Source organism: Sphingobium sp. MP9-4 (genome assembly GCF_005281675.1).
In the GTDB taxonomy this organism is placed as follows: Bacteria; Pseudomonadota; Alphaproteobacteria; order Sphingomonadales; family Sphingomonadaceae; genus Sphingobium; species Sphingobium yanoikuyae.
This window is the reverse complement of sequence record NZ_LUFI01000032.1, coordinates 1-20,039: the sequence shown is the minus strand read 5'-3', so window position 1 is coordinate 20,039 and position 20,039 is coordinate 1. Positions and strand designations below refer to the sequence as shown.

Annotated in this window: 14 protein-coding genes and 2 pseudogenes; 6 read left to right on the top strand and 10 right to left on the bottom strand. The window is 67.3% G+C overall.

Annotated elements, in window-relative coordinates:
- Nucleotides 1-54: 54 nt before the first annotated feature.
- The 4 genes from A0U87_RS10470 to dapA form a co-directional block, all read right to left on the bottom strand.
- Complete coding sequence (locus A0U87_RS10470) at nucleotides 55-2,439, bottom strand: ATP-binding protein (RefSeq protein WP_048938081.1); 2,385 nt, start codon at nucleotides 2,437-2,439, stop codon at nucleotides 55-57.
- 83 nt (nucleotides 2,440-2,522) lie between these two features.
- On the bottom strand, nucleotides 2,523-3,116 hold the full coding sequence (locus tag A0U87_RS10465) for a DUF2062 domain-containing protein (protein ID WP_010337313.1): 594 nt from the start codon (nucleotides 3,114-3,116) through the stop codon (nucleotides 2,523-2,525).
- A 3-nt stretch (nucleotides 3,117-3,119) separates the two neighbouring features.
- Nucleotides 3,120-3,602, bottom strand: a complete 483-nt coding sequence (gene smpB, locus A0U87_RS10460) for an SsrA-binding protein SmpB (protein WP_010337314.1) — start codon at nucleotides 3,600-3,602, stop codon at nucleotides 3,120-3,122.
- Between the two features lie 44 nt (nucleotides 3,603-3,646).
- On the bottom strand, nucleotides 3,647-4,525 hold the full coding sequence (gene dapA / locus A0U87_RS10455; protein WP_010337316.1) for a 4-hydroxy-tetrahydrodipicolinate synthase: 879 nt from the start codon (nucleotides 4,523-4,525) through the stop codon (nucleotides 3,647-3,649).
- A 99-nt stretch (nucleotides 4,526-4,624) separates the two neighbouring features.
- Between dapA and A0U87_RS10450 the strand changes: the two genes are divergently transcribed.
- Both A0U87_RS10450 and greB read left to right on the top strand, forming a co-directional pair.
- Entirely contained in the window at nucleotides 4,625-6,697 is a 2,073-nt protein-coding gene (locus tag A0U87_RS10450; protein ID WP_010337317.1) for a lytic transglycosylase domain-containing protein, read from the top strand.
- A 45-nt stretch (nucleotides 6,698-6,742) separates the two neighbouring features.
- Nucleotides 6,743-7,228: a transcription elongation factor GreB gene (greB, locus tag A0U87_RS10445; RefSeq protein WP_010337318.1), complete on the top strand. Its 486-nt coding sequence runs from the start codon at nucleotides 6,743-6,745 to the stop codon at nucleotides 7,226-7,228.
- A 100-nt stretch (nucleotides 7,229-7,328) separates the two neighbouring features.
- Here the strand turns inward: greB and A0U87_RS10440 are convergent, their stop codons facing one another.
- Nucleotides 7,329-8,201, bottom strand: a complete 873-nt coding sequence (locus A0U87_RS10440; protein ID WP_010337319.1) for a LysR family transcriptional regulator — start codon at nucleotides 8,199-8,201, stop codon at nucleotides 7,329-7,331.
- A 107-nt stretch (nucleotides 8,202-8,308) separates the two neighbouring features.
- On the opposite strand from A0U87_RS10440, the gene bla reads away from it, so the two are divergent.
- On the top strand, nucleotides 8,309-9,235 hold the full coding sequence (gene bla / locus A0U87_RS10435) for a subclass B3 metallo-beta-lactamase (RefSeq protein WP_010337320.1): 927 nt from the start codon (nucleotides 8,309-8,311) through the stop codon (nucleotides 9,233-9,235).
- A gap of 60 nt (nucleotides 9,236-9,295) precedes the next feature.
- Nucleotides 9,296-10,117: an SDR family oxidoreductase gene (locus A0U87_RS10430; protein WP_048938079.1), complete on the top strand. Its 822-nt coding sequence runs from the start codon at nucleotides 9,296-9,298 to the stop codon at nucleotides 10,115-10,117.
- 43 nt (nucleotides 10,118-10,160) lie between these two features.
- Here the strand turns inward: A0U87_RS10430 and A0U87_RS10425 are convergent, their stop codons facing one another.
- Complete coding sequence (locus A0U87_RS10425) at nucleotides 10,161-11,771, bottom strand: GMC family oxidoreductase N-terminal domain-containing protein (protein WP_048938078.1); 1,611 nt, start codon at nucleotides 11,769-11,771, stop codon at nucleotides 10,161-10,163.
- Nucleotides 11,772-11,936: 165 nt separating this feature from the next.
- On the opposite strand from A0U87_RS10425, the gene A0U87_RS10420 reads away from it, so the two are divergent.
- The gene (locus A0U87_RS10420; RefSeq protein WP_010337323.1) at nucleotides 11,937-12,548 is read left to right on the top strand and encodes a DJ-1/PfpI family protein; all 612 of its coding nucleotides are present in this window, start codon (nucleotides 11,937-11,939) and stop codon (nucleotides 12,546-12,548) included.
- A gap of 7 nt (nucleotides 12,549-12,555) precedes the next feature.
- Here A0U87_RS10420 and metW read toward each other — a convergent pair whose 3' ends face one another.
- On the bottom strand, nucleotides 12,556-13,149 hold the full coding sequence (gene metW, locus A0U87_RS10415; protein ID WP_010337324.1) for a methionine biosynthesis protein MetW: 594 nt from the start codon (nucleotides 13,147-13,149) through the stop codon (nucleotides 12,556-12,558).
- Nucleotides 13,146-14,276, bottom strand: coding sequence for a homoserine O-acetyltransferase (locus A0U87_RS10410; RefSeq protein WP_137405514.1), 1,131 nt, complete (start codon nucleotides 14,274-14,276; stop codon nucleotides 13,146-13,148). The genes metW and A0U87_RS10410 overlap by 4 nt, the downstream gene beginning before the upstream one ends.
- 75 nt (nucleotides 14,277-14,351) lie before the next feature.
- Between A0U87_RS10410 and A0U87_RS10405 the strand changes: the two genes are divergently transcribed.
- Nucleotides 14,352-15,311 carry a 2-hydroxyacid dehydrogenase gene (locus tag A0U87_RS10405; RefSeq protein WP_010337326.1) on the top strand — a complete coding sequence of 320 codons (960 nt, stop codon included), beginning with the start codon at nucleotides 14,352-14,354 and terminating at the stop codon, nucleotides 15,309-15,311.
- A gap of 196 nt (nucleotides 15,312-15,507) precedes the next feature.
- Here the strand turns inward: A0U87_RS10405 and A0U87_RS10400 are convergent.
- Together A0U87_RS10400 and A0U87_RS10395 are read right to left on the bottom strand one after the other, a co-directional pair.
- Nucleotides 15,508-19,097, bottom strand: a pseudogene (locus tag A0U87_RS10400) (error-prone DNA polymerase).
- A pseudogene (locus tag A0U87_RS10395) lies at nucleotides 19,094-20,039 on the bottom strand (DNA polymerase Y family protein); the annotation flags it as partial. The pseudogenes A0U87_RS10400 and A0U87_RS10395, both read right to left, overlap by 4 nt.

Here is a 20,039-nt window from a genome sequence, read left to right as displayed (position 1 = left end):
CGCTAGCCAAAGGGGCAGGCGATGCCCAGCATAATCGTTTGCCGGCGGCCAAGTTCATTCCGCCGCCGGTCGCATCGCCAGCGCGTCGCGCGCCGCTTCGGCCAACTGATTGACGGAAAAGGGCTTGGGCAGGAAGGCGACATTGGCGATGTCGATCGACTTGCGCAGTTGCTCCTCGGCATAGCCGGACATGAACAGCACGGGGAGGTCGGGGAAACTGCGTCGCGCCTGCGCCACCATGGCCGGGCCATCCATATTGGGCATCACCACGTCGGAGATCAGCAGGTCGATCTTCTCGCCGCCGCCCAGCACTTCCAACCCCTGTTCGCCGTCGCTGGCGGTCAGCACCTTGTAGCCCTGGCGGGTGAGGGCGCGTTCGGCCACGGCGCGGACCATATCCTCATCCTCGACCAGCAGAACCGTGCCGGTGCCCCAGGTTTCGCTGCGCTTGATCGGCGTCTTGGGCTTGGCCTGCTCGATGTCGCCGCCGGCATAGACCGGCAGATAGATGACGAAGCTGGCGCCCCGGCCCAGCTCGGATTCGGCGAAGATATAGCCGCCCGACTGCTTGACGATGCCATAGACGGTGGAAAGGCCAAGGCCCGTGCCCTTGCCCAGTTCCTTGGTGGTGAAGAAGGGCTCGAAGATCTTGGACAAGATGTCGGGCGGGATGCCCAGCCCCGTGTCGGACACGCGCAACGCGGTATAGTCGCTGATCGGCAGAATTTGCTGCCGCATCTCGCGCACGCGGTTCGCCGGCACGCCATAGGTCTGGATATTGAGCGTGCCGCCTTCGGGCATGGCATCGCGGGCATTGACCGCCAGGTTGATGATGACCTGTTCCAGCTGGCCGGGGTCGGCACGCACTGCGCCGAGGTTGCGGCCATGGCTGACGTCGAGCTTCACATTCTCGCCGAGCAGCCGCTTCAGCAGGTTGGAGACGTCGGCGACGATGTCGGGCAGCTGCAATATCTGGGGGCGCAGCGTCTGCTGGCGCGAGAAGGCGAGGAGCTGGCGGGTGAGGCCCGCCGCGCGATTGCTGTTCGACTTGATCTGGGTGATGTCGTCATAGTCGCTGTCGCCCGGCGTATGGCGCATCAGCATCAGGTCGCAATGGCCGATGATGGCGGTCAGGATATTGTTGAAGTCATGGGCGACGCCGCCGGCCAGCTGGCCGATCGCCTGCATCTTGGTCGCCTGCGCGACCTGACGCTTGAGCTTCGATTCCTCGCTATTATCCTTGAGGCTGAGCAGCACGGCGGCCTCGCCCAGGCCGCGCACGCCGGCAAGGCTGAGCGCGATCGGTTCCTCGGGCTGTTCGCGCATGCGCACGGCGATGTCGCCCGACATTTGCGGGCCGACGGCAAAGCGGCGTACTGCATCGGCCACCGCCGCCTGATCCTCGCGCACGACAAGGTCGCCGGGATAGCTGGGCGTTTCGGCATCCTTGATGCCGGCGGCGCGGGCGAACGCCTTGTTGACGAACAGCACCCGGCCGTCGCGGTCGGCCATGGCGAGGCCGAAGGGCAGCAGCGAGAGCAGGGTTTCGATATAGGAAAGGGCGGAGGTGCCGCCGCCGCCGGCCGGCTCGTCGATCAGCAGCAGCAGCATCGGGCCGTCCTGCGCGCCATTCTGGACGCCGCCCGGCTGCGACGCACGGCGCAGCGGCACCTGGAGCAGGCGCAGCGGCAGGCCGCCGCTTTCCTCGCGCGCCAGGAACAGCCGGCCCTTGTCATCGACCCGCATATGGGCGGCGAAATCGCGGCCGGTGATGTTGGCGTCGATCCGTCCGGCGGCGCGCAGCAGGAAGGCACCGTTGGCGGCGCGGATGCGGCCCTCGCCGCCGATCATCACCGCCATGATGCCGGCTTCGCCCAGTTGCCGTCCGGCTTCGCCCGTCAGCACGCGATGGACATCGTCGAGCGCGCTGGGCTGGCGCATCGGGGTGAAGCGCCAGAGCAGATAATCTTCGGAGCGACCGGTGCGGGTGATGTCGACGTCGAGGCGCAGGGTCGCATGGGCGATCGCCTCCACCTTGGCCTCGCCATCGCGCCAAGCGGCGCGGGCGGCGGCGGTCAAGCTCTCGATCAGCGAGGCATCGGCATTGACGGCCGGGGGCGAGGGGTAGCCGGGGAACCATTCGCCGAACAGGTCGCTCGCGCAGACCAGCCGGCCGGCGCGGTCGGTGACGGCGATCGCCATGCTGGAGGCGTCGGCGGCGGCGCGCGCCACGGTCCAGTCGGGCACGGCATCACTGGCGGACAGCGGCGGGGGGTAGAGGCGGCGATACCAGGCGAGCAGCGCGGCGATGGTGATGACCGTGGCGGCAAAGCCGGCGGCCAGCGCCCAGTCGCCAATGGCATAGAGGACGATCGCGGCGGAGGCGGCCGCGGCGAGCGCGAGCAGGGGCACGAAGCTGCGCGACGGGGCCTGCCCCATCCACGCCTCATCATCCCTATTTACCCGCGCGACCATCGGCGCCGTCCCCTTAAGCCCTTACAATGGAACCATGACGCCACGGATCAGATCCGGGCGATCTCTTCCAATGCGCTGCTTTCGGTGCGCTTGCCAATCCTCAATTTGCGCGCCTGCCACTTGCGCCCCATGCGTCGGCGCCAGAACCAGTCGGCGCCGACATAGCCGAGCACCGCGCTGGCGAGCGAGATGAGGAACAGGCCGAGCAGCATGGCCGGGGCGGCTTCGGAAAAGAGCCAGGCGCACCATTGGCCGATCGAGGCATGGCCATCGACCAGCGCCATGAAGCCCGAGGTGTCGGCGCTGCGGCCGAGCATCCAGTTGCCGAGCCACACCGACGCCATCAGGATCAGCGGCGTGGTGGCCGGGTTGGACAGGAAGGTCATTGCCGCCGCCACCGGAATATTGGCGCGGAAGGGCAGGGCGAAGATCGCGGCGCCGGCGATCTGGACGCCGGGGATCAGCAGGAAGATGCCGACGAACAGGCCGAGCGCGACGCCGCGCGGCACCGACCGACGGGTGAAGCGCCACAGCGAAGGTTCCAGCACGCGATGGGCGACGGGGGCAAGGACGCGGCTCTTCTCCAGCGATTCACGGGTCGGCGCGTTGGCGTGCCACCAGCGGGAGAAGCGATTGTCCATGGATCAGCTATGCGCCTTCATGATGCGCTGCTGATCGCGCTTCCAGTCGCGTTCCTTGATCGTGTCGCGCTTGTCGTGATTCTGCTTGCCTTTGGCCAGCGCCAGTTCGACCTTGGCCCGGCCCTGGCTGTTGAAATAGACCATCAGCGGCACCAGCGTCATGCCCTTGCGCGACACCGCGCTGTGCATCTTCTCGATCTCGCGCTCGTGCAGCAGCAGCTTGCGCACCCGCTTGGGCTCGTGATTTTCGCGGTTGCCATGGCTATATTCGGGGATGTTGCTGTTCACCAGGAAGACCTGGTTGCCCTTCACCTCGGCATAGCTTTCGGCGATATTGCCCTCGCCGCCGCGCAAGGCCTTCACCTCGGTGCCCTGCAGCGCGATGCCGGCCTCGAACACGTCCTCGATGAAATAATCGAAACGGGCGCGCCGGTTCTCGGCGACGATCTTCTTCTTGTCGAAGGTTGCGGGGCGGGGGCGGGCCATAGTCTGCTGCTTAACTCAATTCATCATATAGGGACGCCGGCGCGTCAAACCAGACCGGCGATCTCTAGCGCGCGATCGACCGCGGCGCGGCTCGATTCCGACGGCCAGGTAATCGGCAGCCGAAGCTCGCCGGGCATGTCGGGCCGCACGCGGGTAAGCGCATATTTGACAGGGCCGGGTGAAGAATCGCTGAACAGGGCATCATGCAGGGGATAGAGACGATCCTGCAGCGCCAGGGCACCATCCCAATCCTGCGCGGCGCAGGCCGCCTGGAAATCGGCGACCAGGCGCGGGGCGACATTGGCGGTGACCGAAATACAGCCCCGGCCGCCCATCGCGTTGAAGCCGAGTGCGGTTTCGTCATTCCCCGAAAGCTGGCAGAAGTCCGGGCCGCAGGCGAGGCGCTGCGCGGTGACCCGCCCCAGATTCCCGGTGGCGTCCTTCACCCCGACGATCGACTGATATTCCTGGCTCAGCCGGTGCATCACCGGCACGCCGATGTCGGTGATGGTGCGGGTGGGGACGTTGTAGAGGACGATCGGCAGGTCGCAGCGCTGCGCAAGATAGGCGAAATGCTGGTAGACGCCTTCCTGATTCGGCTTGTTGTAATAGGGCGCGACGACCAGCGCCGCGTCGGCGCCGGCGGCCTGCGCCGCATACATATGCTCCAGCGCGATGCGGGTGTCGTTCGATCCGCAGCCGGCGATCACCGGCACGCGGCCGGCCGCCTGGTCGACGCAGATGGCGATGACGCGATTATGCTCTTCGACCGTCATGGTCGCGCTTTCGCCGGTGGTGCCGCAGGGGACCAGCGCGCTCGACCCTTCCTCGATCTGCCAGTCGACCAGGGCGCGGAAGGCGGCCTCGTCCACCGCTCCGTCGCGGAAAGTGGTCACCAGGGCTGGAATCGACCCGGAAAACATCATTAAACTCCTTCAATTCTCCGGGCGACCGGGGCATGATCGGGCAAGCGGCGCGCTATAGCGCGTCATTCAGGGCCTGATAAGGATGCAATAGCGATTATGTCCAGCATGCCGAAGCCCGGAACTGTCGAAAGTTACCTGATCCGCATGCCTGTCATTGCTTTATTGCTCGCAACCGCCGGTGCCGGCGCCCAGACCGAAACCCCCACCGTCTATGCCCAGGCGATGGTGCAGCCTTTGCCGGGCCAGCCGGGCTCGACTCAGCCCAGCGCCTGGAACCAGGCGGCGAGCCGCGTCGGCATGCCGTCCGATCCCTCGATCGCCGGCACGATCAGCCAGTGGCGCGCCTTGCAGCAGAGCGATGGCCTCGGCTTTTCCACCTATGCCAGCTTCATCATGGCCAATCCCGGCTGGCCGGGCGAGGACCGGATGCGGCGGCTGGCCGAGACCGGGATCAATCCCGACAGCTTTGATCCGCGCCAGGTGATCGCCTTCTTCGCCCGCTTCCCGGCGCGCACCGCGACCGGCCATGCCCGCAATGCCGTGGCGCTGATGCAGGCCGGGCGGATGGATGAGGCGCGGGTGGCCGCGCGCACCGCCTGGATCACCGGCACGCTGAGCCCGACCGACGAGGCGAGGCTTTTGTCGCTGTTCGGATCGGGCTTTACCGTGGCCGACCATGACCAGCGCGCCGATGTGCTGTTGTGGAGCAATGATACGATCGGCGCGATGCGAATGCTGGCCTATGTCAGCCCGGCGCGGCGGGCGATCTATGATGCGCGTATCGCCTTTCGCCAGAAGTCGCCGGACGCCGCGATCAAGATGCAGACGGCCGAGCCGGCCGGCGGCGCGAGCGATGCGGGCTTCATTGCCGACAAGGCGACCTGGCTGCTCAACAGCGGCAACTGGATCGCCGGGCGCCAATATCTGGCCAATCGCCAGCCGCTGACCTTCCGCCCCGGCAATGCCGAAAAATGGTATGAGACGCTGCTGACCCAGGCGCGGTCGTCGGCGAACGACAGCCAGTGGAGCTTTGCCTATGGCATCGCAAGCCAGCTGGACGACGCCTATGCGCCGGGCACGGATGTGTCGACCCGGCCGATCGGCGAGCGCGACGATTATACCAGCCTTGCCTGGCTGGCGGGCACGACCGCCTTCTACAATCTCAACCGGCCGACCGATGCGGTGGCGATGTTCCGCCGCTATGCGACCGGCGGCAAGTCGCCCCAGGTCCAGGCCAAGGGCTATTATTGGGCCGGGCGCGCGGCGCTGCAGGCGGGCGATGCCGCCAGCGCCAACAGCTATTTCAACCAGTCGGCACAATTCCCCGATCAATATTATGGCCAGCTGGCGCTGGAACGGCTGGGCCGGCCGGTGCCGCCGCCGCCCGAACGGGCGGTGGCGATCTCGGCCGCCGAGCGCAGCGAGTTCAACAACCGTTCGGTGGTGCGCGCCGCCAGGGCGCTGGGCCAGATGGGCTATTGGGAAGACCAGAGCAAGTTCGTGCGCGCCATTGCCAATGGTGCGGACAGCGATGGCGATCATTTCTTGGCCGCAGAGCTGGCGCAGAATCTGGGCCGCCCCGACATGGGCGTGATGGTCGGACGTCGCGCCGTGTCCAACGGCCTGACCGGCTATGGCGCCAGCGCTTTCCCGCGCGTGCCGGTGCCGCCGACGGCGCAATATAACTGGACCATGGTCCATGCGATCGCGCGGCAGGAAAGCCAGTTCGACAAGCAGATCGTCAGCCATGCCGGCGCGCGCGGCCTGATGCAGCTGATGCCGGGCACGGCGCGCGAGCAGGCGGGCAAGCTGGGCCTGAGCTATGATGCCGGTTCGCTCAATGATCCCAGCTACAACATCATGCTGGGGTCGGGCTATTTCCAGCGCATGCTGGACTATTATGGCGGCAGCTATCCGCTGGCGGTCGCTGCCTATAATGCCGGGCCGGGCAATGTGAATCGCTGGGTCAAGGCCAATGGCGACCCGCGCCTGCCGGGCGCCGACATGCTGCGCTGGATCGAGCAGATTCCGATCTTCGAGACGCGCAACTATGTGCAGCGGGTGCTGGAAAATGCCGTCGTCTATGAAGCGATGAATCCGGAGCGGGCCAAGTTCAAGGGCAGCAATGCGGTGCTGAGCCGCTATCTGGGCAAGCAGACGCCGGGCTGATCTTTCCGGTTTGCGCGTCGGCCAAGGCTGTGGATAAGGGGCGGCATGAGCGGTCCCTATCCCAATTATATCAGCCCCGAGGGCTTTGCGAAGCTGCGCGCCGAATATGACCATCTGCTGGGTGTCGAGCGGCCGCGCATCGTCGAGGTGGTGAGCTGGGCCGCGGGCAATGGCGACCGCAGCGAAAATGGCGACTATCTTTATGGCCGCAAGCGGATGCGCGAGATCGACGGGCAATTGAAGCGCCTGTCGAAGAAGATGAAGGACGCCAAGGTCGTCGACCCGCGCCAGCAGCCCGATAAGGGGCGGGTCTATTTCGGCGCGACCGTCACCATCGCCGACGAGGATGACAATCATCGCACCGTGACGATCGTCGGCAATGACGAGACCGATGTGGATGCCGGCCGGATCGGCTGGGGATCACCGATCGCCCGTGCGCTGCGCGGGGCGGCCATCGGCGACCTGCGCCGGGTGCATCTGCCCGCCGGGGAAAAGGAATATGAGGTGATGGCGATCAGCTATCCGCAATAGGATTTCGATCGCTTAACTTCCCATATTTCCCGCACATTTCGATATAGAATTTCCAACCCCTATAATATCCTTGCGCGGGCCACCCCCATTATAGGGGCGATCAGCCCTGTAGGACAGCATCCGCCAGCCAGGCGCGGAAGGCGGCCATGGCGGGGCTGTCGGGGCGGGACAGCAGGCGGGTGAGCCAATAGCCGCCGACATCGACGCTCTCAGGAAAAGGCTGGACCAGCCGCCCGGCCTGCAGATCGGCGGCGAACATCGCGACCGGGGCGAGGGCGACGCCAAGGCCGGCGCGCGCCGCCTCCACCATCAGCAGCGAGGTGTCGAACATCGGCCCGCGCAGCGGCGGGCAGGGCGCACCGGCGGCGGCGAACCAGCGCGGCCATTCGTCGGCACGATAGGAGCGCAGTAGCGGCTCGCGCGCGAGCGCGGTGGAATCGATCAAGCGAGCGGCGAGGGCGGGCGTGCAGAGCGGGGCGAGCGGCGCGCGCAGGATCGGCTGGGCATGGGTGCCGTGCCAGGCACCCTCGCCAAAGCGGATCGCCAGGTCCAGCCCTTCGCCGGCCAGGTCGACCCGGTTATTGTTGGTCATCAGCCGCAGATCGACATGGGGGCAGGCGCGGGCGAAATCGGCAAGGCGCGGCAGCAGCCAGCCGCCGGCAAAGGTGCCAACCACGCCCAGCGTCAGCACTTCATGCAGCCGCCCGCCCTCGATCCGCTCCAGCGTGCCGCCGACCCGGTCGAACGCATCGGCCAGCACCGGGAGCAGCGCCAGCCCCTCATCGGTCAGAGCGAGGCCGCGCGGCAGGCGGCGGAACAGCGGCGCGCCGATCCGCGCCTCAAGCTGCGCGACCTGCTGGCTGACCGCGCCCTGGCTGACGCAGAGTTCGAGGCCGGCGCGGGTGAAGCTGAGATGCCGGGCGGCCGCCTCGAAGGCGCGCAGGGCATTGAGCGGCAATTGGGCGCGATCCATGGTCCAGGCATAAGATCAGCTAATGACTGTGTCGAGAATTGATGCTTTGTCGCTAGCCGGTATCTCCCGCAATCTCTGCCCATCACCAAGCATATAGGGGTAGGACGATGCGCAACTGGATGGGCGTAGGTATCAGCATGGCTGCGATGTTTCTGGGTGGCCCGGCCTGGACGAAGGCGGCGGATGATCCGTTGCTGCGGCCGATCGCGCTTGCCTCGTCCAAGCGCTGGCTGGCGCCGCAGGCGCCGATCCGGCTGCATGGCCAGACCTATCTGGTCGGGTTCGGCGGCCTCAATGTCGCGCTCATCAGGACGAGTGCCGGGCTGATCCTGATCGACGGCGCGGTGCCGCAGGCGGTGCGCGACGTGGAGGCGAACATCAGGGCGCTGGGCTTTTCGATCCGCGACGTGAAGCTGATCCTGAGCACCGAACCGCATTTCGACCATGCCGGCGGGCTGGCCGCGCTGGCCCGCGACAGCGGCGCGACGGTGGTGGCGAGCGCGCCGGCAGCGGCCGTGCTGCGCACCGGCGGCATCGATCCTGCCGATCCGCAGGCGGCCTGGCTGGAGCGTTTCCCCGCCGTCCGCCGGCTGCGCACGGTCAAGGATGGCGAGGAGATCCGGCTGGGCGACACGGTCATCACCGCCGTCGCGACGCCGGGCCATACGATGGGCAGCATGAGCTGGCGCTGGAAAAGCTGCGAGGGGCGGCAATGCGCGACCATGGTCTTCGGCTCCAGCCTCAATCCGATCGCGGCCGATGGCTATGCATTTTCCGATCCGGCGCACCGGCCGGTGGTCGACGCCTTCCGCGCGACCTTTGCCAAGGTGGGGGCAATGGATTGCGACCTGTTGATCACCGCCCATCCCGATCCGGCCGACCCGGCCAAGCTGGCGCGCCTGCGGGCGAAGCGCGTGCCCAATGCCTTCATCGATCCGACCGCCTGCCACCGCTATGCCGACCGCGCCGCCGGGATGCTGGACAAGAAGCTGGCGGCGGAAGGGGAAACGCGCAGTTACAGCCGGGGCCAATAGCCCCTTTCCCTGCCGGCCTTAATTTGCGACACTATTGTTGTAAATATAAAGGAGAGCAGGATGCAGATCGCGGGCAGGACGATATTCATCACCGGGGGCGGCGGCGGTATCGGCGGGGGGATGGCGCAGGCCTTTGCCGAGCAGGGCGGGCGCATCATCCTGGCCGATATCGATGCGGATTTTGCCGAGGCGGAGGCGGCGAAGCTGCCGGCGGGGACGGACGCGATGGCGCTGCCGATCGACGTCACGAGTCGCGACAGCTGGGCGCAGGCCAGGGCAGCGGCGGAAGCGCGCTTCGGGCCTGTGGATATCCTCTGCAACAATGCCGGGATCGCGTCGGGCTTTGCGCCGCTGATCGACATGGACCCGGCCGATTTCGACCGGCTGGTCGCGGTCAACCTGACCGGCGTCTATAATGGCATCGCCTGTTTCGCGCGAGCGATGGTCGATCGGGGCGCGGGGCATATCGTCAACACATCGTCGATGAACGGGCTCAACCCCTTCGGCCTGTTCGCCGCCTATTGGGCGAGCAAGTTCGGCGTGCTGGGCCTGTCGGATTCGCTGCGGCAGGAACTGGCGCCCCATGGCGTCGGCGTCTCCACCCTGTTTCCCGGCCTGACCCGCAGCCGCATGTCGGAATCCGATACGGTCGGGCCGGGCGCGATGGACCCGGCGCGGCTGGCGCAGATTCGCGCCAACATGATGGAGCCGATCTGGCTGGGCCGGGCGGTGGTGCGTGCGGTCGAGCAGGACCAGCCCTATATCATCACCCATCCCGAATATCGCGACGACTTGGCCCGCCGGTTCGATACGATCCTGGCGGCGTTCGGCGAACCGGCCCAGCCGGGCTATCGCACGGGGGCGTCGGCGACCGGGCGCTGACTGAGGCGCGAAAGCTCAGGCCCGAAAGCTCAGGCCCGATAGTTCAGGAACGGGCGGCGGCGAGGATCATCTCCGCCCCCTTTTCCGCGATCATCATGGTCGGCGCATTGGTGTTGCCCGACGTGATCGTCGGCATCACCGATGCGTCGATGACGCGCAGCCCGGCAATGCCATGGACGCGCAATTGCGGGTCGACCACCGCGCGCGGTCCGCTGCCCATGGCGGCGGTGCCGACCGGATGGAAGATGCTGCTGGCGATCGCGCCGATTCCTTCGAGCAGGGCGGCGTCATCCTGCCGCTCCGGGCCGGGCCGGAACTCCTGCGGCGCATAGGGGGCGAGGGCCGGCTGGCCGACGATCGCGCGGGTGACGCGCACCGCCTCGACCGCGACCTGGCGGTCTTCGGCCGCCGACAGATAATTGGGGCGGATGGCAGGCGGGGCGAGCGGATCGGCGGAATGGATCCACACATTGCCGCGGCTGTGCGGGCGCAGGTTGCAGACGCTGGCGGTGAAGGCGGGAAAGGCGTCGAGCGCGCCACCGAACGCGGCCAGGCTCAAGGGCTGGACATGATATTCGAGATTGGCGGTGGCATGGCGCGGGTCGGATTTGACGAACATGCCAAGCTGGCTGGGCGCCATCGACAGTGGCCCGGAGCGGCTGGCCAGATAGTGCAGGCCCATCCACGCCTTGCCCAGCCATGATCCGGCGCGGCCGTTGAGGGTGGCGATGCCGGTCACCCGATAGGCGCAGCGTATCTGGAGATGATCCTGCAGATTTTCGCCGACGCCCGGCCGGTCGGCCAGCACGTCGATGCCGAGTGCCGCCAGCCGGGCGCCGTCACCGATGCCCGATCGCTGGAGGATGGCGGGGCTGCCGATCGAGCCGGCCGACAGGATGACTTCGCCATCGGCCTGCGCGGTGCAGGCGTCGCCATCCAGCAGGAAGCGGACGCCGGTGGCGCGGCCCTGCGCAATCGTCACCCGGTCGATCGTCGCGCCGGTGACGATGCGCAGATTGGGGCGGTTCATGGCCGGACGCAGGAAGGCGTCGGCCGCGCTCCAGCGCCGGCCGCGCCGCTGCGTCACCTGAAAATAGCCCGAGCCCAGATTGTCGCCGCCGTTGAAGTCGGCGGTTTCGGGCACGCCATATTGGCTGGCGGCCTGGCGGAAGCGGTCGAGCAGATCCCAGCGCAGCCTTTGCCGCTCGACCCGTATCTCGCCGCCCGCGCCATGGGTGGCGCTGGCTCCGTCCTGATGATCCTCCGCCCGCACGAAATAGGGCAGGATATCGTCCCAGCCCCAGCCGATATTGCCGGCCTGGCGCCAGCCATCATAATCGGCGGCCTGACCACGCATGTAGATCATGCCGTTGATCGAACTGCTGCCGCCGATCACCCGGCCGCGCGGATAGGCGATGGCGCGGGCGCCAAGGCCGGCCTCCGCCTCGGTCTTCAGGCACCAGTCGGTGCGCGGATTGCCCATGCAATAGAGATAGCCGACCGGGATTTTTATCCACAGCCAGTCGTCCTTGCCGCCGGCCTCCAGCAGCAGCACGCTATTGCGCGGATCGGCGCTCAGCCGGTTGGCCAGCACGCATCCCGCGCTGCCCGCGCCCAGGATGATATAATCCCAGCGGCCATTATCCCGGTCCATTGCCTCTCCTCTTGTGCGCGAAGCATGGCCCGGCGGGGGCGGCGGCGTAAAGGGGAAGGGCGGGCGCGGTGGCGATATCTGGCCGGGCCATGGCCTGCAAACTGGCCATGGGCGTGGCCGGGCAAGGGGCTATGGCAGGCGGGTGACGGCGCAGGAGGATGACCAATGCAGATTGCGATACTGACGTTCGAGGGTTTCAACGAACTGGACAGTTTCATCGCCGCCGCCATCCTCAACCGGATGAAGCCGCAGGGCTGGGCCGCCTATATCACCGCGCCCGACGAGACGGTGACGTCGATGAACGGGGTGAGGGTGCAGCGACAGCGGCCGCTGGACTTTGCGGCGCAAGCGGACGCGGTGCTGATCGGCAGCGGCATCCGCACGCGCGAGATTGCGACCGATGCGGCGATGCTGGGGCGGATCACGCTCGACCCGGCGCGCCAGCTGATCGGGGCGCAATGTTCGGGCACGCTGCTGCTGGCGAAGCTAGGCCTGGTCGGCGATCTGCCGGCCTGCACCGACCTGACCACCAAGCCCTGGGTGGTGGAGGCGGGGGTGCGGGTGATCGATGCGCCCTTCATTGCCCATGGCAATGTCGCGACGGCCGGCGGATGCCTGTCGGCGCCCTATCTCGCCGCGTGGATGATCGCGCGGGGCGGATCGATGGTGGATGCGGAAGCGGCGCTCCATTATGTCGCGCCGGTGGGCGAGAAGGCCGACTATGTCGCGCGGGCACGGGCGGTGATCGCGCCTTTCGTGGAAGCGGTGCCGGCCTGACGATCGGCTATCTGCGCAGCAGGAACACCGCATGTTCGGCGAACAGATTGGCGTTCGCATGGGTGGTTTCCTTGTCCCCTTTCAGGAACCACTGGCCATCGATGGTCCAGCCGCGATCCTTTACCAGCGCGCGGAAATCATCCACCGTCACATGATGGATGTTGAGCGTGTCATACCAAGTGTCGGGCAATAGCCGCGTCACCGGCATGCGACCGCCCCACAGCAGCGACAGGCGGCCGCGCCAATGGGCGAAATTGGGGAAGGAGACGAAGGCCTGCCGGCCGATGCGCAGCAATTCCTCCACCACCAGGTCGGGGCGCCGGGTCGTCTGCAACGTCTGGCTGAGGATCGCATAGTCGAAGCTGGCGTCGGGATAATAGGCAAGGTCGGTGTCGGCGTCGCCCTGCACCACCGACAGGCCGCGGCCGACCGCGGCGGCGACATTGGAGCCGTCAATCTCCAGCCCGCGGGCATCGACCTGGCTGGTGTCGCGCAGCGCCGCCATCAGCGCGCCGTCGCCGCAGCCGACATCCAGCACCCGCGTGCCCGGCCGCACGGTGCGGGCGATCAGCGCGAGATCGGGGCGGAGGAGATCGCTCATGCCCGGCCACCGCGCAGGAAGCCGTCGACCACGCGGTTCAGTTCCGGGCTTTCGAGCAGGAAGGCGTCATGGCCGAAGGGGCTGGACAGTTCGACGAAGCTGGCCTGCGCGCCCGAGGCGTTGAGCGCATGGACGATCGCGCGGGATTCGGCGGTGGGATAGAGCCAGTCGGTGTCGAAGCTGACGAGGCAGAAGCGCGCCCGCGTCGCCGTGAACGCCCGCGCCAGCGACCCGCCATGATCCTCGGCAATGTCATGATAGTCCATGGCGCGGGTGATGTAGAGATAGCTATTGGCGTCGAACCGTTCGACGAAGCTCAAGCCCTGATGGCGCAGATAGCTCTCCACCTGGAAGTCCGCGTCGAAGCCGAAGGTCTTGGCGTCACGCCCCTGCAACCGGCGGCCGAATTTCTCGGTCAGGCCTGCTTCGGAAAGATAGGTGATATGCGCCGCCATGCGCGCCACGGCGAGGCCCGCGCTCGGCACCTTGCCATCGGCATAATAGTCGCCGCCGCGCCAGAGCGGATCGGCCATGATCGCCTGGCGCCCGACCTCGTGAAAGGCGATATTCTGGGCGCTGTGCCGCGCGGTCGAGGCGATGACGACGCAGCGTTCGACCCGGTCGGGGAAGAGGGTGGGCCAGGTCAGCGCCTGCATGCCGCCCATCGATCCGCCGATGACCGCCGCCAGCCGGTCGACGCCCAGATGGTCGAGCAGCATCGCCTGCGCCCGCACCATGTCGGCGATGGTCAGCACCGGGAAGCGCATGGCGTAAGGATCGCCCAGCGCCGGATCGATGCTGGCGGGGCCGGACGATCCCATGCAGCTGCCGATGACGTTGGAGCAGATGATGAAATGGCGCGCCGGGTCGACCGGCCGGCCTTCGCCCACCATGCGCCACCACCAGCCGGGCTTGCCGGTGACGGGATGGTCCGATGCGACATATTGGTCGCCGGTCAGCGCGTGGCAGATCAGGATGACGTTGGATTTGTCCGCGTTCATCTGCCCATAGGTCTCATAGGCGATGTCGACCGGGGACAGGCTGGCGCCGCTCGACAGCGGCAGCGGGCCGGGAAGGCGGGCCTGGCGGCGCAGGCCGAAACGTGTGTCAGGGGAAACGCTGGCCATGACATCGGGCTAAGACGAGGGAAAGAGGCTGTCAATTGGCGGGGCGGGGTGGCGATCGGCCTGCGCCGTGCCTAGATGGAGGGCATGACCGATCAGACCCGCCCGACCATCGTCGCCTATGGCCCGCTCTATCCCTATTTGACCGACCAGCTGGAGCAGCGCTTCACCGTCCATAATGTGGCGGCGGACGCGGATATGTCCGCGCTGCCGGCCGAGGTGCTGGAGGCGCGCGCGCTGGTCAGCTTCGGATCGGTCGGGGCGCCCGCCGCCATCATGGACGCGCTGCCGAAGCTGGAGATGATCGGGCTATTCTCGGTCGGCTATGACAAGGTCGATGTCGACCATGCTCGCGCAAAGGGCATCCGCGTCACCAACACGCCCGATGTGCTGACCGACGATGTCGCGGACCTGGCCGTCGGCCTTCTCTATGCGACGGTGCGCAACATCGCCGCCAATGACCGGCTGGTGCGGTCGGGCGGCTGGGCGCGGGGCGAGAAGCCGGCGCTGGCGGGCCGGGTGACCGGCGCGACCATCGGTATATTGGGGCTGGGCCGGATCGGCCGGGCCATTGCCAGACGGCTGGAGCCGGTGGCGGGCGAGATCCTCTATCACAACCGCAAGCCGGCGGCCGACACCGCCTATCGCTATGTCGCCGACGCGATCGACTTTGCGCGCCAGAGCGACGTGATCATCGTCGCTACGTCGGGCGGGCCGGAAGCGGCCAAGCTGGTCGACGGCACGATGCTGGACGCGCTCGGGCCGGATGGCGTGATCGTCAATATCAGCCGGGGCGGCGTGATCGACGAGGTTGCGATGGTCGAGCGGCTGGCCGACCGGCGCATCGCCGGCGCAGGGCTGGACGTGTTCGCGCACGAACCGCATGTGCCCGAAGCGCTGTTCGCGATGGACCATGTCGTGCTGCAACCCCATCAGGGCAGCGCCACCGTCCACACCCGCAAGGCGATGGCCGACCTGGTGGTCGCCAATCTGGACGCCTGGTTCGCCGGGGAAGCGCTGCTGACGCCGGTGGTGTAGTATGGGTGGGTCGCGGACTGTCCGAAAATCCTCTCCAAGCTTGCTTGGGGAGGGGGACCGCCGAAGGCGGTGGAGGGGCAAGTAGATGAGGTTGCGCCATTTCCCCTCCGTCAGCGCTTCGCGCTGCCACCTCCCCAAGCAAGCTTGGGGAGGAATGAGAAACGTTAGCTTCTGGCCGCTAGCCGTCCTTGCAATCTCAATGGAAGTCGCGCGATTTGGGTAGAATGCGCACGTCGCGGGGGTGACGGGCGGCGGGGGCGGCCTGTATCGGCGGTTCGGATTGCGACAATCGGTTGAGGTCAGCGGTGCGGTCATGGATGCGGCTGGCCATCAGATGGACGACGCCCTCCTTGCTGCGCTGCACCTCGCCCTCGACCAGCATCAGACGGCTGGCCATGACCGGGCGGCGCTGCAGCTCGAACAGGCGCGCCCAGAGCAGGATATTGGTGATGCCGGTCTCATCCTCGATGGTGATGAAGACGGCATTGCCCTTGCCCGGCCGCTGGCGCACCAGCACCACGCCGGCGGTGCGGACGCGCGCGCCATTCTTCGCCGCGCTGGTCTGGGCGCAGCTCAGCACGCCTTCGGCGGCGAACACCGGACGCAGGAACTGCATCGGATGGCCCTTGAGCGAGAGGCGGGTCACCGCATAATCGTCCATCACCTGTTCGGCGAGCGGCATGGCGGGCAGCATCGCATCGGCCTCCTCCCCCAGTTCGCGCGCGGCGCGGTCGTGCCGGCGGGCGGCGGCGAACAGCGGCAGTTCGTCCGACGGGGTGCGCCGCGCCTCCCATAAAGCGGTGCGCCGGTCCTGTCCCAGCGAGCGGCAGGCATCGGCATCGGCCAGCAGCCGCAGCGCCCGCGCGGGCAGGCCGGCGCGCCGGGCCATATCCTCGATGCTGGTGAAGAGGCCGCCCTGTGCCCGCGCGTCCATCATCTGCGCCGCCCATTGTTCGCGAAAGCCGTCGACCTGGCGCAGGCCAAGGCGCAGCGCCAGCGCCCGACCGGTGCCTTCGCCCTTGTCCGCGCGGCGGCTGCGCAACAGCGGTTCCAGGCCATTGTCCCAGCCGCTCATATTGACGTCGACATCATGGATGGCGACGCCATGCTCGCGCGCGTCGCGGACCAGCTGGGCCGGGGCATAGAAGCCCATCGGCTGGGAATTGAGCAGGGCGCAGGCGAAGATGGCGGGCTGGTGGCATTTGATCCAGGCCGAGACATAGACCAGCCGGGCGAAGGACAGCGCATGGCTTTCGGGAAAGCCATAGCTGCCGAACCCTTCGATCTGCTTGAAGCAGCGCGCAGCAAACTCCGCCTCATAACCGCGCGCGGTCATGCCGTTGATCATCTTCTCGCGGAAATGATGGATGGTGCCGACATTGCGGAAGGTCGCCATCGCGCGGCGGAGCTGATTGGCTTCGGAAGGTTTAAATTTGGCGGCCGTAATGGCGAGCTTCATCGCCTGTTCCTGGAACAGGGGGACGCCATAGGTCTTGCCGAGCAGGATCTTGAGTTCATCCGCCGGGCCATGTTGCGGGCTGGGTGAAGGATAGGTCACCTTTTCCTCGCCGCAGCGGCGTCGCAGATAGGGATGGACCATGTCGCCCTCGATCGGGCCGGGCCGCACGATCGCCACCTGGACGGTCAGGTCATAGAGGGTGCGCGGCCTGAGGCGCGGCAGCATGTTGATCTGCGCCCGGCTTTCGACCTGGAACACGCCGATGCTCTCGCCCTTGCAGAGCATGTCATAGACGGCCGGATCGCTGGAATGGAGGTCGACCGTCAGGCGATGGTCGCCCAACCCCTGGTCGCGCATCAGGTCGAACGCCTTGCGGATGCAGGTCAGCATGCCGAGCGCCAATATGTCGACCTTCATCAGGCCGAGCGCGTCGATGTCATCCTTGTCCCATTCGATGAAGCTGCGGTCGGCCATCGCCGCATGATGGAGCGGCACCGTCTCGTCGAGCCGGTTCTGGGTCAGCACGAAGCCGCCGACATGCTGCGACAGGTGACGGGGAAAGGGGGCGTCCAGCAACTGGCCGATCAGCGCACGCAACTGCATGATCTGGGGATTGTCGAGCGCGAAGCCGGCCTCGACGATGCGCTGGTCGCCGACATCGCCCGAATAGCTGCCCCAGACGGTGCTGGAGAGGCGGGTCGCGACATCTTCGCTGAGGCCCAGCACCTTGGCGACCTCGCGCACGGCGCTGCGCGAACGATAATGGATCACGGTCGCGGCGATGCCCGCGCGATGGCGGCCATAGCGCTCATAGATATATAGCGCTCATAGATATATTGCATCACCTCCTCGCGCCGCTCATGTTCGAAATCGACGTCGATGTCGGGTGGCTCGTCCCGCTCCTCCGACACGAAGCGGGAAAAGAGCAGGTCATGCTGTTGCGGGTCGACCGAGGTCACGCCCAGCAGGAAGCAGACCATCGAATTGGCCGCCGATCCGCGCCCCTGGCACAATATGCCCTTGCTGCGCGCGAAGGCGACGATGTCGTGTACGGTCAGGAAATAATAGGCATAGTTGCGCTCGCCGATCAGCTTGAACTCCTCGTCCATCAGCGTGCGCACCTTGTGGGGGATGACCGGGCCATAGCGGGCATGGGCGGCGCTGACGGTCAGTTCCTCCAGCCATTGCTGCGCGCTCCAGCCCTCCGGCACCGGCTCGTGCGGATATTCGTAGCGCAGCTGGTCCAGGGTGAAGCGGATGGTGGAGAGGAAGCGGATCGTTTCGGCTACCGCCTGCGGACAGGTGCGGAACAGATGGGCGATCTCGGCCGGGGCATGGATATGGCGCTCGGCATTGGCCTCCAGTTTCCTGCCCGCCCTGGCGATGGTCGTGCCCTCGCGAATGCAGCTCAGCACATCCTGCAGCGGCCGCTGTTCGGGGCTGGCATAAAGGGCGTCCATCGTCGCCAGCAGCGGCACGCCGGTCCGCGCCGCCAGATCGGTGAAGCCGGCCAGCCGTCGCGCATCGCGCCCGTCGCGGCGCAGCGCGGCGCCCAGCCAGATGCGACCAGGGGCTAGGCGATGGAGGCGCAGCAACAGGGCTTCCAGTTCGGTCGGGCGCGGCGGCGGCACCAGGCTCAGATGCTTCTGGCGGATCGCTTCGCCGGGCGGACGATCGGCAAAATCATAATCGACCGGGTGGCGGTGCGCCTGCTGCTCGGTCGCGCTGGCATAGGGCAGGACGATCAGTTGCAATTCGTCGAGATGACCGGTCAGATCCTCATAGCGCAGGATGCAGTCGCCCTTGATCGAGCGGAGATTGCCGACCGTCAGCAATTTGGTGAGTTCGCCCCAGCCGCGCCGGGTACGCGGATAGGCGATGATGTCGGGCGTGCCGTCGACGAACACCAGCCGGGCGCCGACCACCAGGCGCAGGTCGCTCTCGCAGCCCTGTTCCTCTTCCGGGCTAAGCATGAGCGGCAGACCGGCCTCTTCCCTGGCCGTCATCAGGGCGGCGCGCGCCTTTTCCGGGGCCTTTTTGAGGGCGACATGGGCGCGGACCACGCCGGCGACGCTGTTGCGGTCGGCAATGCCGATGCCGGTGAGGCCCAATGCCATGGCGCGTTCCACCATGTCGCTGGCGTGGGAGGCGCCGCGCAGGAAGGAGAAATTGGTGGCGGCGACCAGTTCGGCGAAGGGGGGCTCGGCCGGTGCCGGGCGCGGCGGGGCGGGTTTCGTTTTTTCTCGGGCTGCCTCGATCGCGTTCAATTCGCGCCGGTCGATCGATCGGGGTTTGGCGGGATCGGGCGGCGGGCGCCGGCCGCTCATGCGAACAGGCCGTGAATATACCAGCCGGGATGGACCGTCTCCGCGCCATAAAGGCCGTGACGGAAGATCCAGTAGCGGCGGCCGCGCGCATCCTCGACCCGATAATAGTCGCGGGTGCGGCCGGTGCTTTCGCCCTCGATCGCGCCGTCTTTGGCCTGCCACCATTGCGGCGCGATCCGTTCCGGCCCCTCGAACCGGGTGACTTCATGCAGGGTGCGGCGCCAGCGGAAGCGGTGAGGCGGGCCGTCGGGGACTTCCGCGATCACATCGATCGGTTGCGGCGGATCGAACAGATGGAGCGGGCGCATCGGCGGGTCGCCGGGCTCGCCGACCGGCGCCCAGCCTTCGGGTGCGCGATGCTCGACCGCCGGCAGCGCCAGCTGTGCCTGTTCGGGAATATGGCTGTCGCGTGGTTCCAGCCGCTGGATACGCGCACGCCCGGCGCGGATCGACAGGCGATCGACCAGCGCCTCCACGCCCTCGCTCTTGCGCGCCTCGCCCCCTTCGAGCGCCAGCTGGGTCGGCGCCATCGGGTCGGCGCGCGGCACGGTGAGGCGCAGCATGTCGAAGCCGAAGCCGGGATCGAGCGGGTCGGACAGGCTGTCGATCCGTTCCTGGAACAGGCGCATGATCGCCGGCGCATCGCGGATCGGCAGGCTGGTTTCGACCCGGATCGGGAAGGCGAGGCCGTCGCTGCGGAAGAAGACCGCCTCGAACCGGCGGCCGCCCTGGCCGCGCTCGGCCAGTTGTTCGCCGGCTTCCGCCGCCATCTCCGCCACGATCTTGATCGCATGGGCGCTGCTGCCCATCGGTTCGGCAAAGCGCCGTTCGACCCGGATCGCGGGGCGCGGGCGGCGCGGGGCAAGCGGGCGGTGGCCCAGGCCCAGCAGCGCGTGGAGCGCGTCCACAGCCTCCTCGCCGAATCGGGCGGCGAGCGCGGCG

What these genes read in the sequence shown, in the direction of transcription:
- A0U87_RS10470 (WP_048938081.1), bottom strand. Translation starts at nt 2,439, where the DNA reads ATGGGGCAGGCCCCGTCGCGCAGCTTCGTGCCCCTGCTCGCGCTCGCC.
- A0U87_RS10465 (WP_010337313.1), bottom strand. Translation starts at nt 3,116, where the DNA reads ATGGACAATCGCTTCTCCCGCTGGTGGCACGCCAACGCGCCGACCCGT.
- smpB (WP_010337314.1), bottom strand. Translation starts at nt 3,602, where the DNA reads ATGGCCCGCCCCCGCCCCGCAACCTTCGACAAGAAGAAGATCGTCGCC.
- dapA (WP_010337316.1), bottom strand. Translation starts at nt 4,525, where the DNA reads ATGTTTTCCGGGTCGATTCCAGCCCTGGTGACCACTTTCCGCGACGGA.
- A0U87_RS10450 (WP_010337317.1), top strand. Translation starts at nt 4,625, where the DNA reads ATGTCCAGCATGCCGAAGCCCGGAACTGTCGAAAGTTACCTGATCCGC.
- greB (WP_010337318.1), top strand. Translation starts at nt 6,743, where the DNA reads ATGAGCGGTCCCTATCCCAATTATATCAGCCCCGAGGGCTTTGCGAAG.
- A0U87_RS10440 (WP_010337319.1), bottom strand. Translation starts at nt 8,201, where the DNA reads ATGGATCGCGCCCAATTGCCGCTCAATGCCCTGCGCGCCTTCGAGGCG.
- bla (WP_010337320.1), top strand. Translation starts at nt 8,309, where the DNA reads ATGCGCAACTGGATGGGCGTAGGTATCAGCATGGCTGCGATGTTTCTG.
- A0U87_RS10430 (WP_048938079.1), top strand. Translation starts at nt 9,296, where the DNA reads ATGCAGATCGCGGGCAGGACGATATTCATCACCGGGGGCGGCGGCGGT.
- A0U87_RS10425 (WP_048938078.1), bottom strand. Translation starts at nt 11,771, where the DNA reads ATGGACCGGGATAATGGCCGCTGGGATTATATCATCCTGGGCGCGGGC.
- A0U87_RS10420 (WP_010337323.1), top strand. Translation starts at nt 11,937, where the DNA reads ATGCAGATTGCGATACTGACGTTCGAGGGTTTCAACGAACTGGACAGT.
- metW (WP_010337324.1), bottom strand. Translation starts at nt 13,149, where the DNA reads ATGAGCGATCTCCTCCGCCCCGATCTCGCGCTGATCGCCCGCACCGTG.
- A0U87_RS10410 (WP_137405514.1), bottom strand. Translation starts at nt 14,276, where the DNA reads ATGGCCAGCGTTTCCCCTGACACACGTTTCGGCCTGCGCCGCCAGGCC.
- A0U87_RS10405 (WP_010337326.1), top strand. Translation starts at nt 14,352, where the DNA reads ATGGAGGGCATGACCGATCAGACCCGCCCGACCATCGTCGCCTATGGC.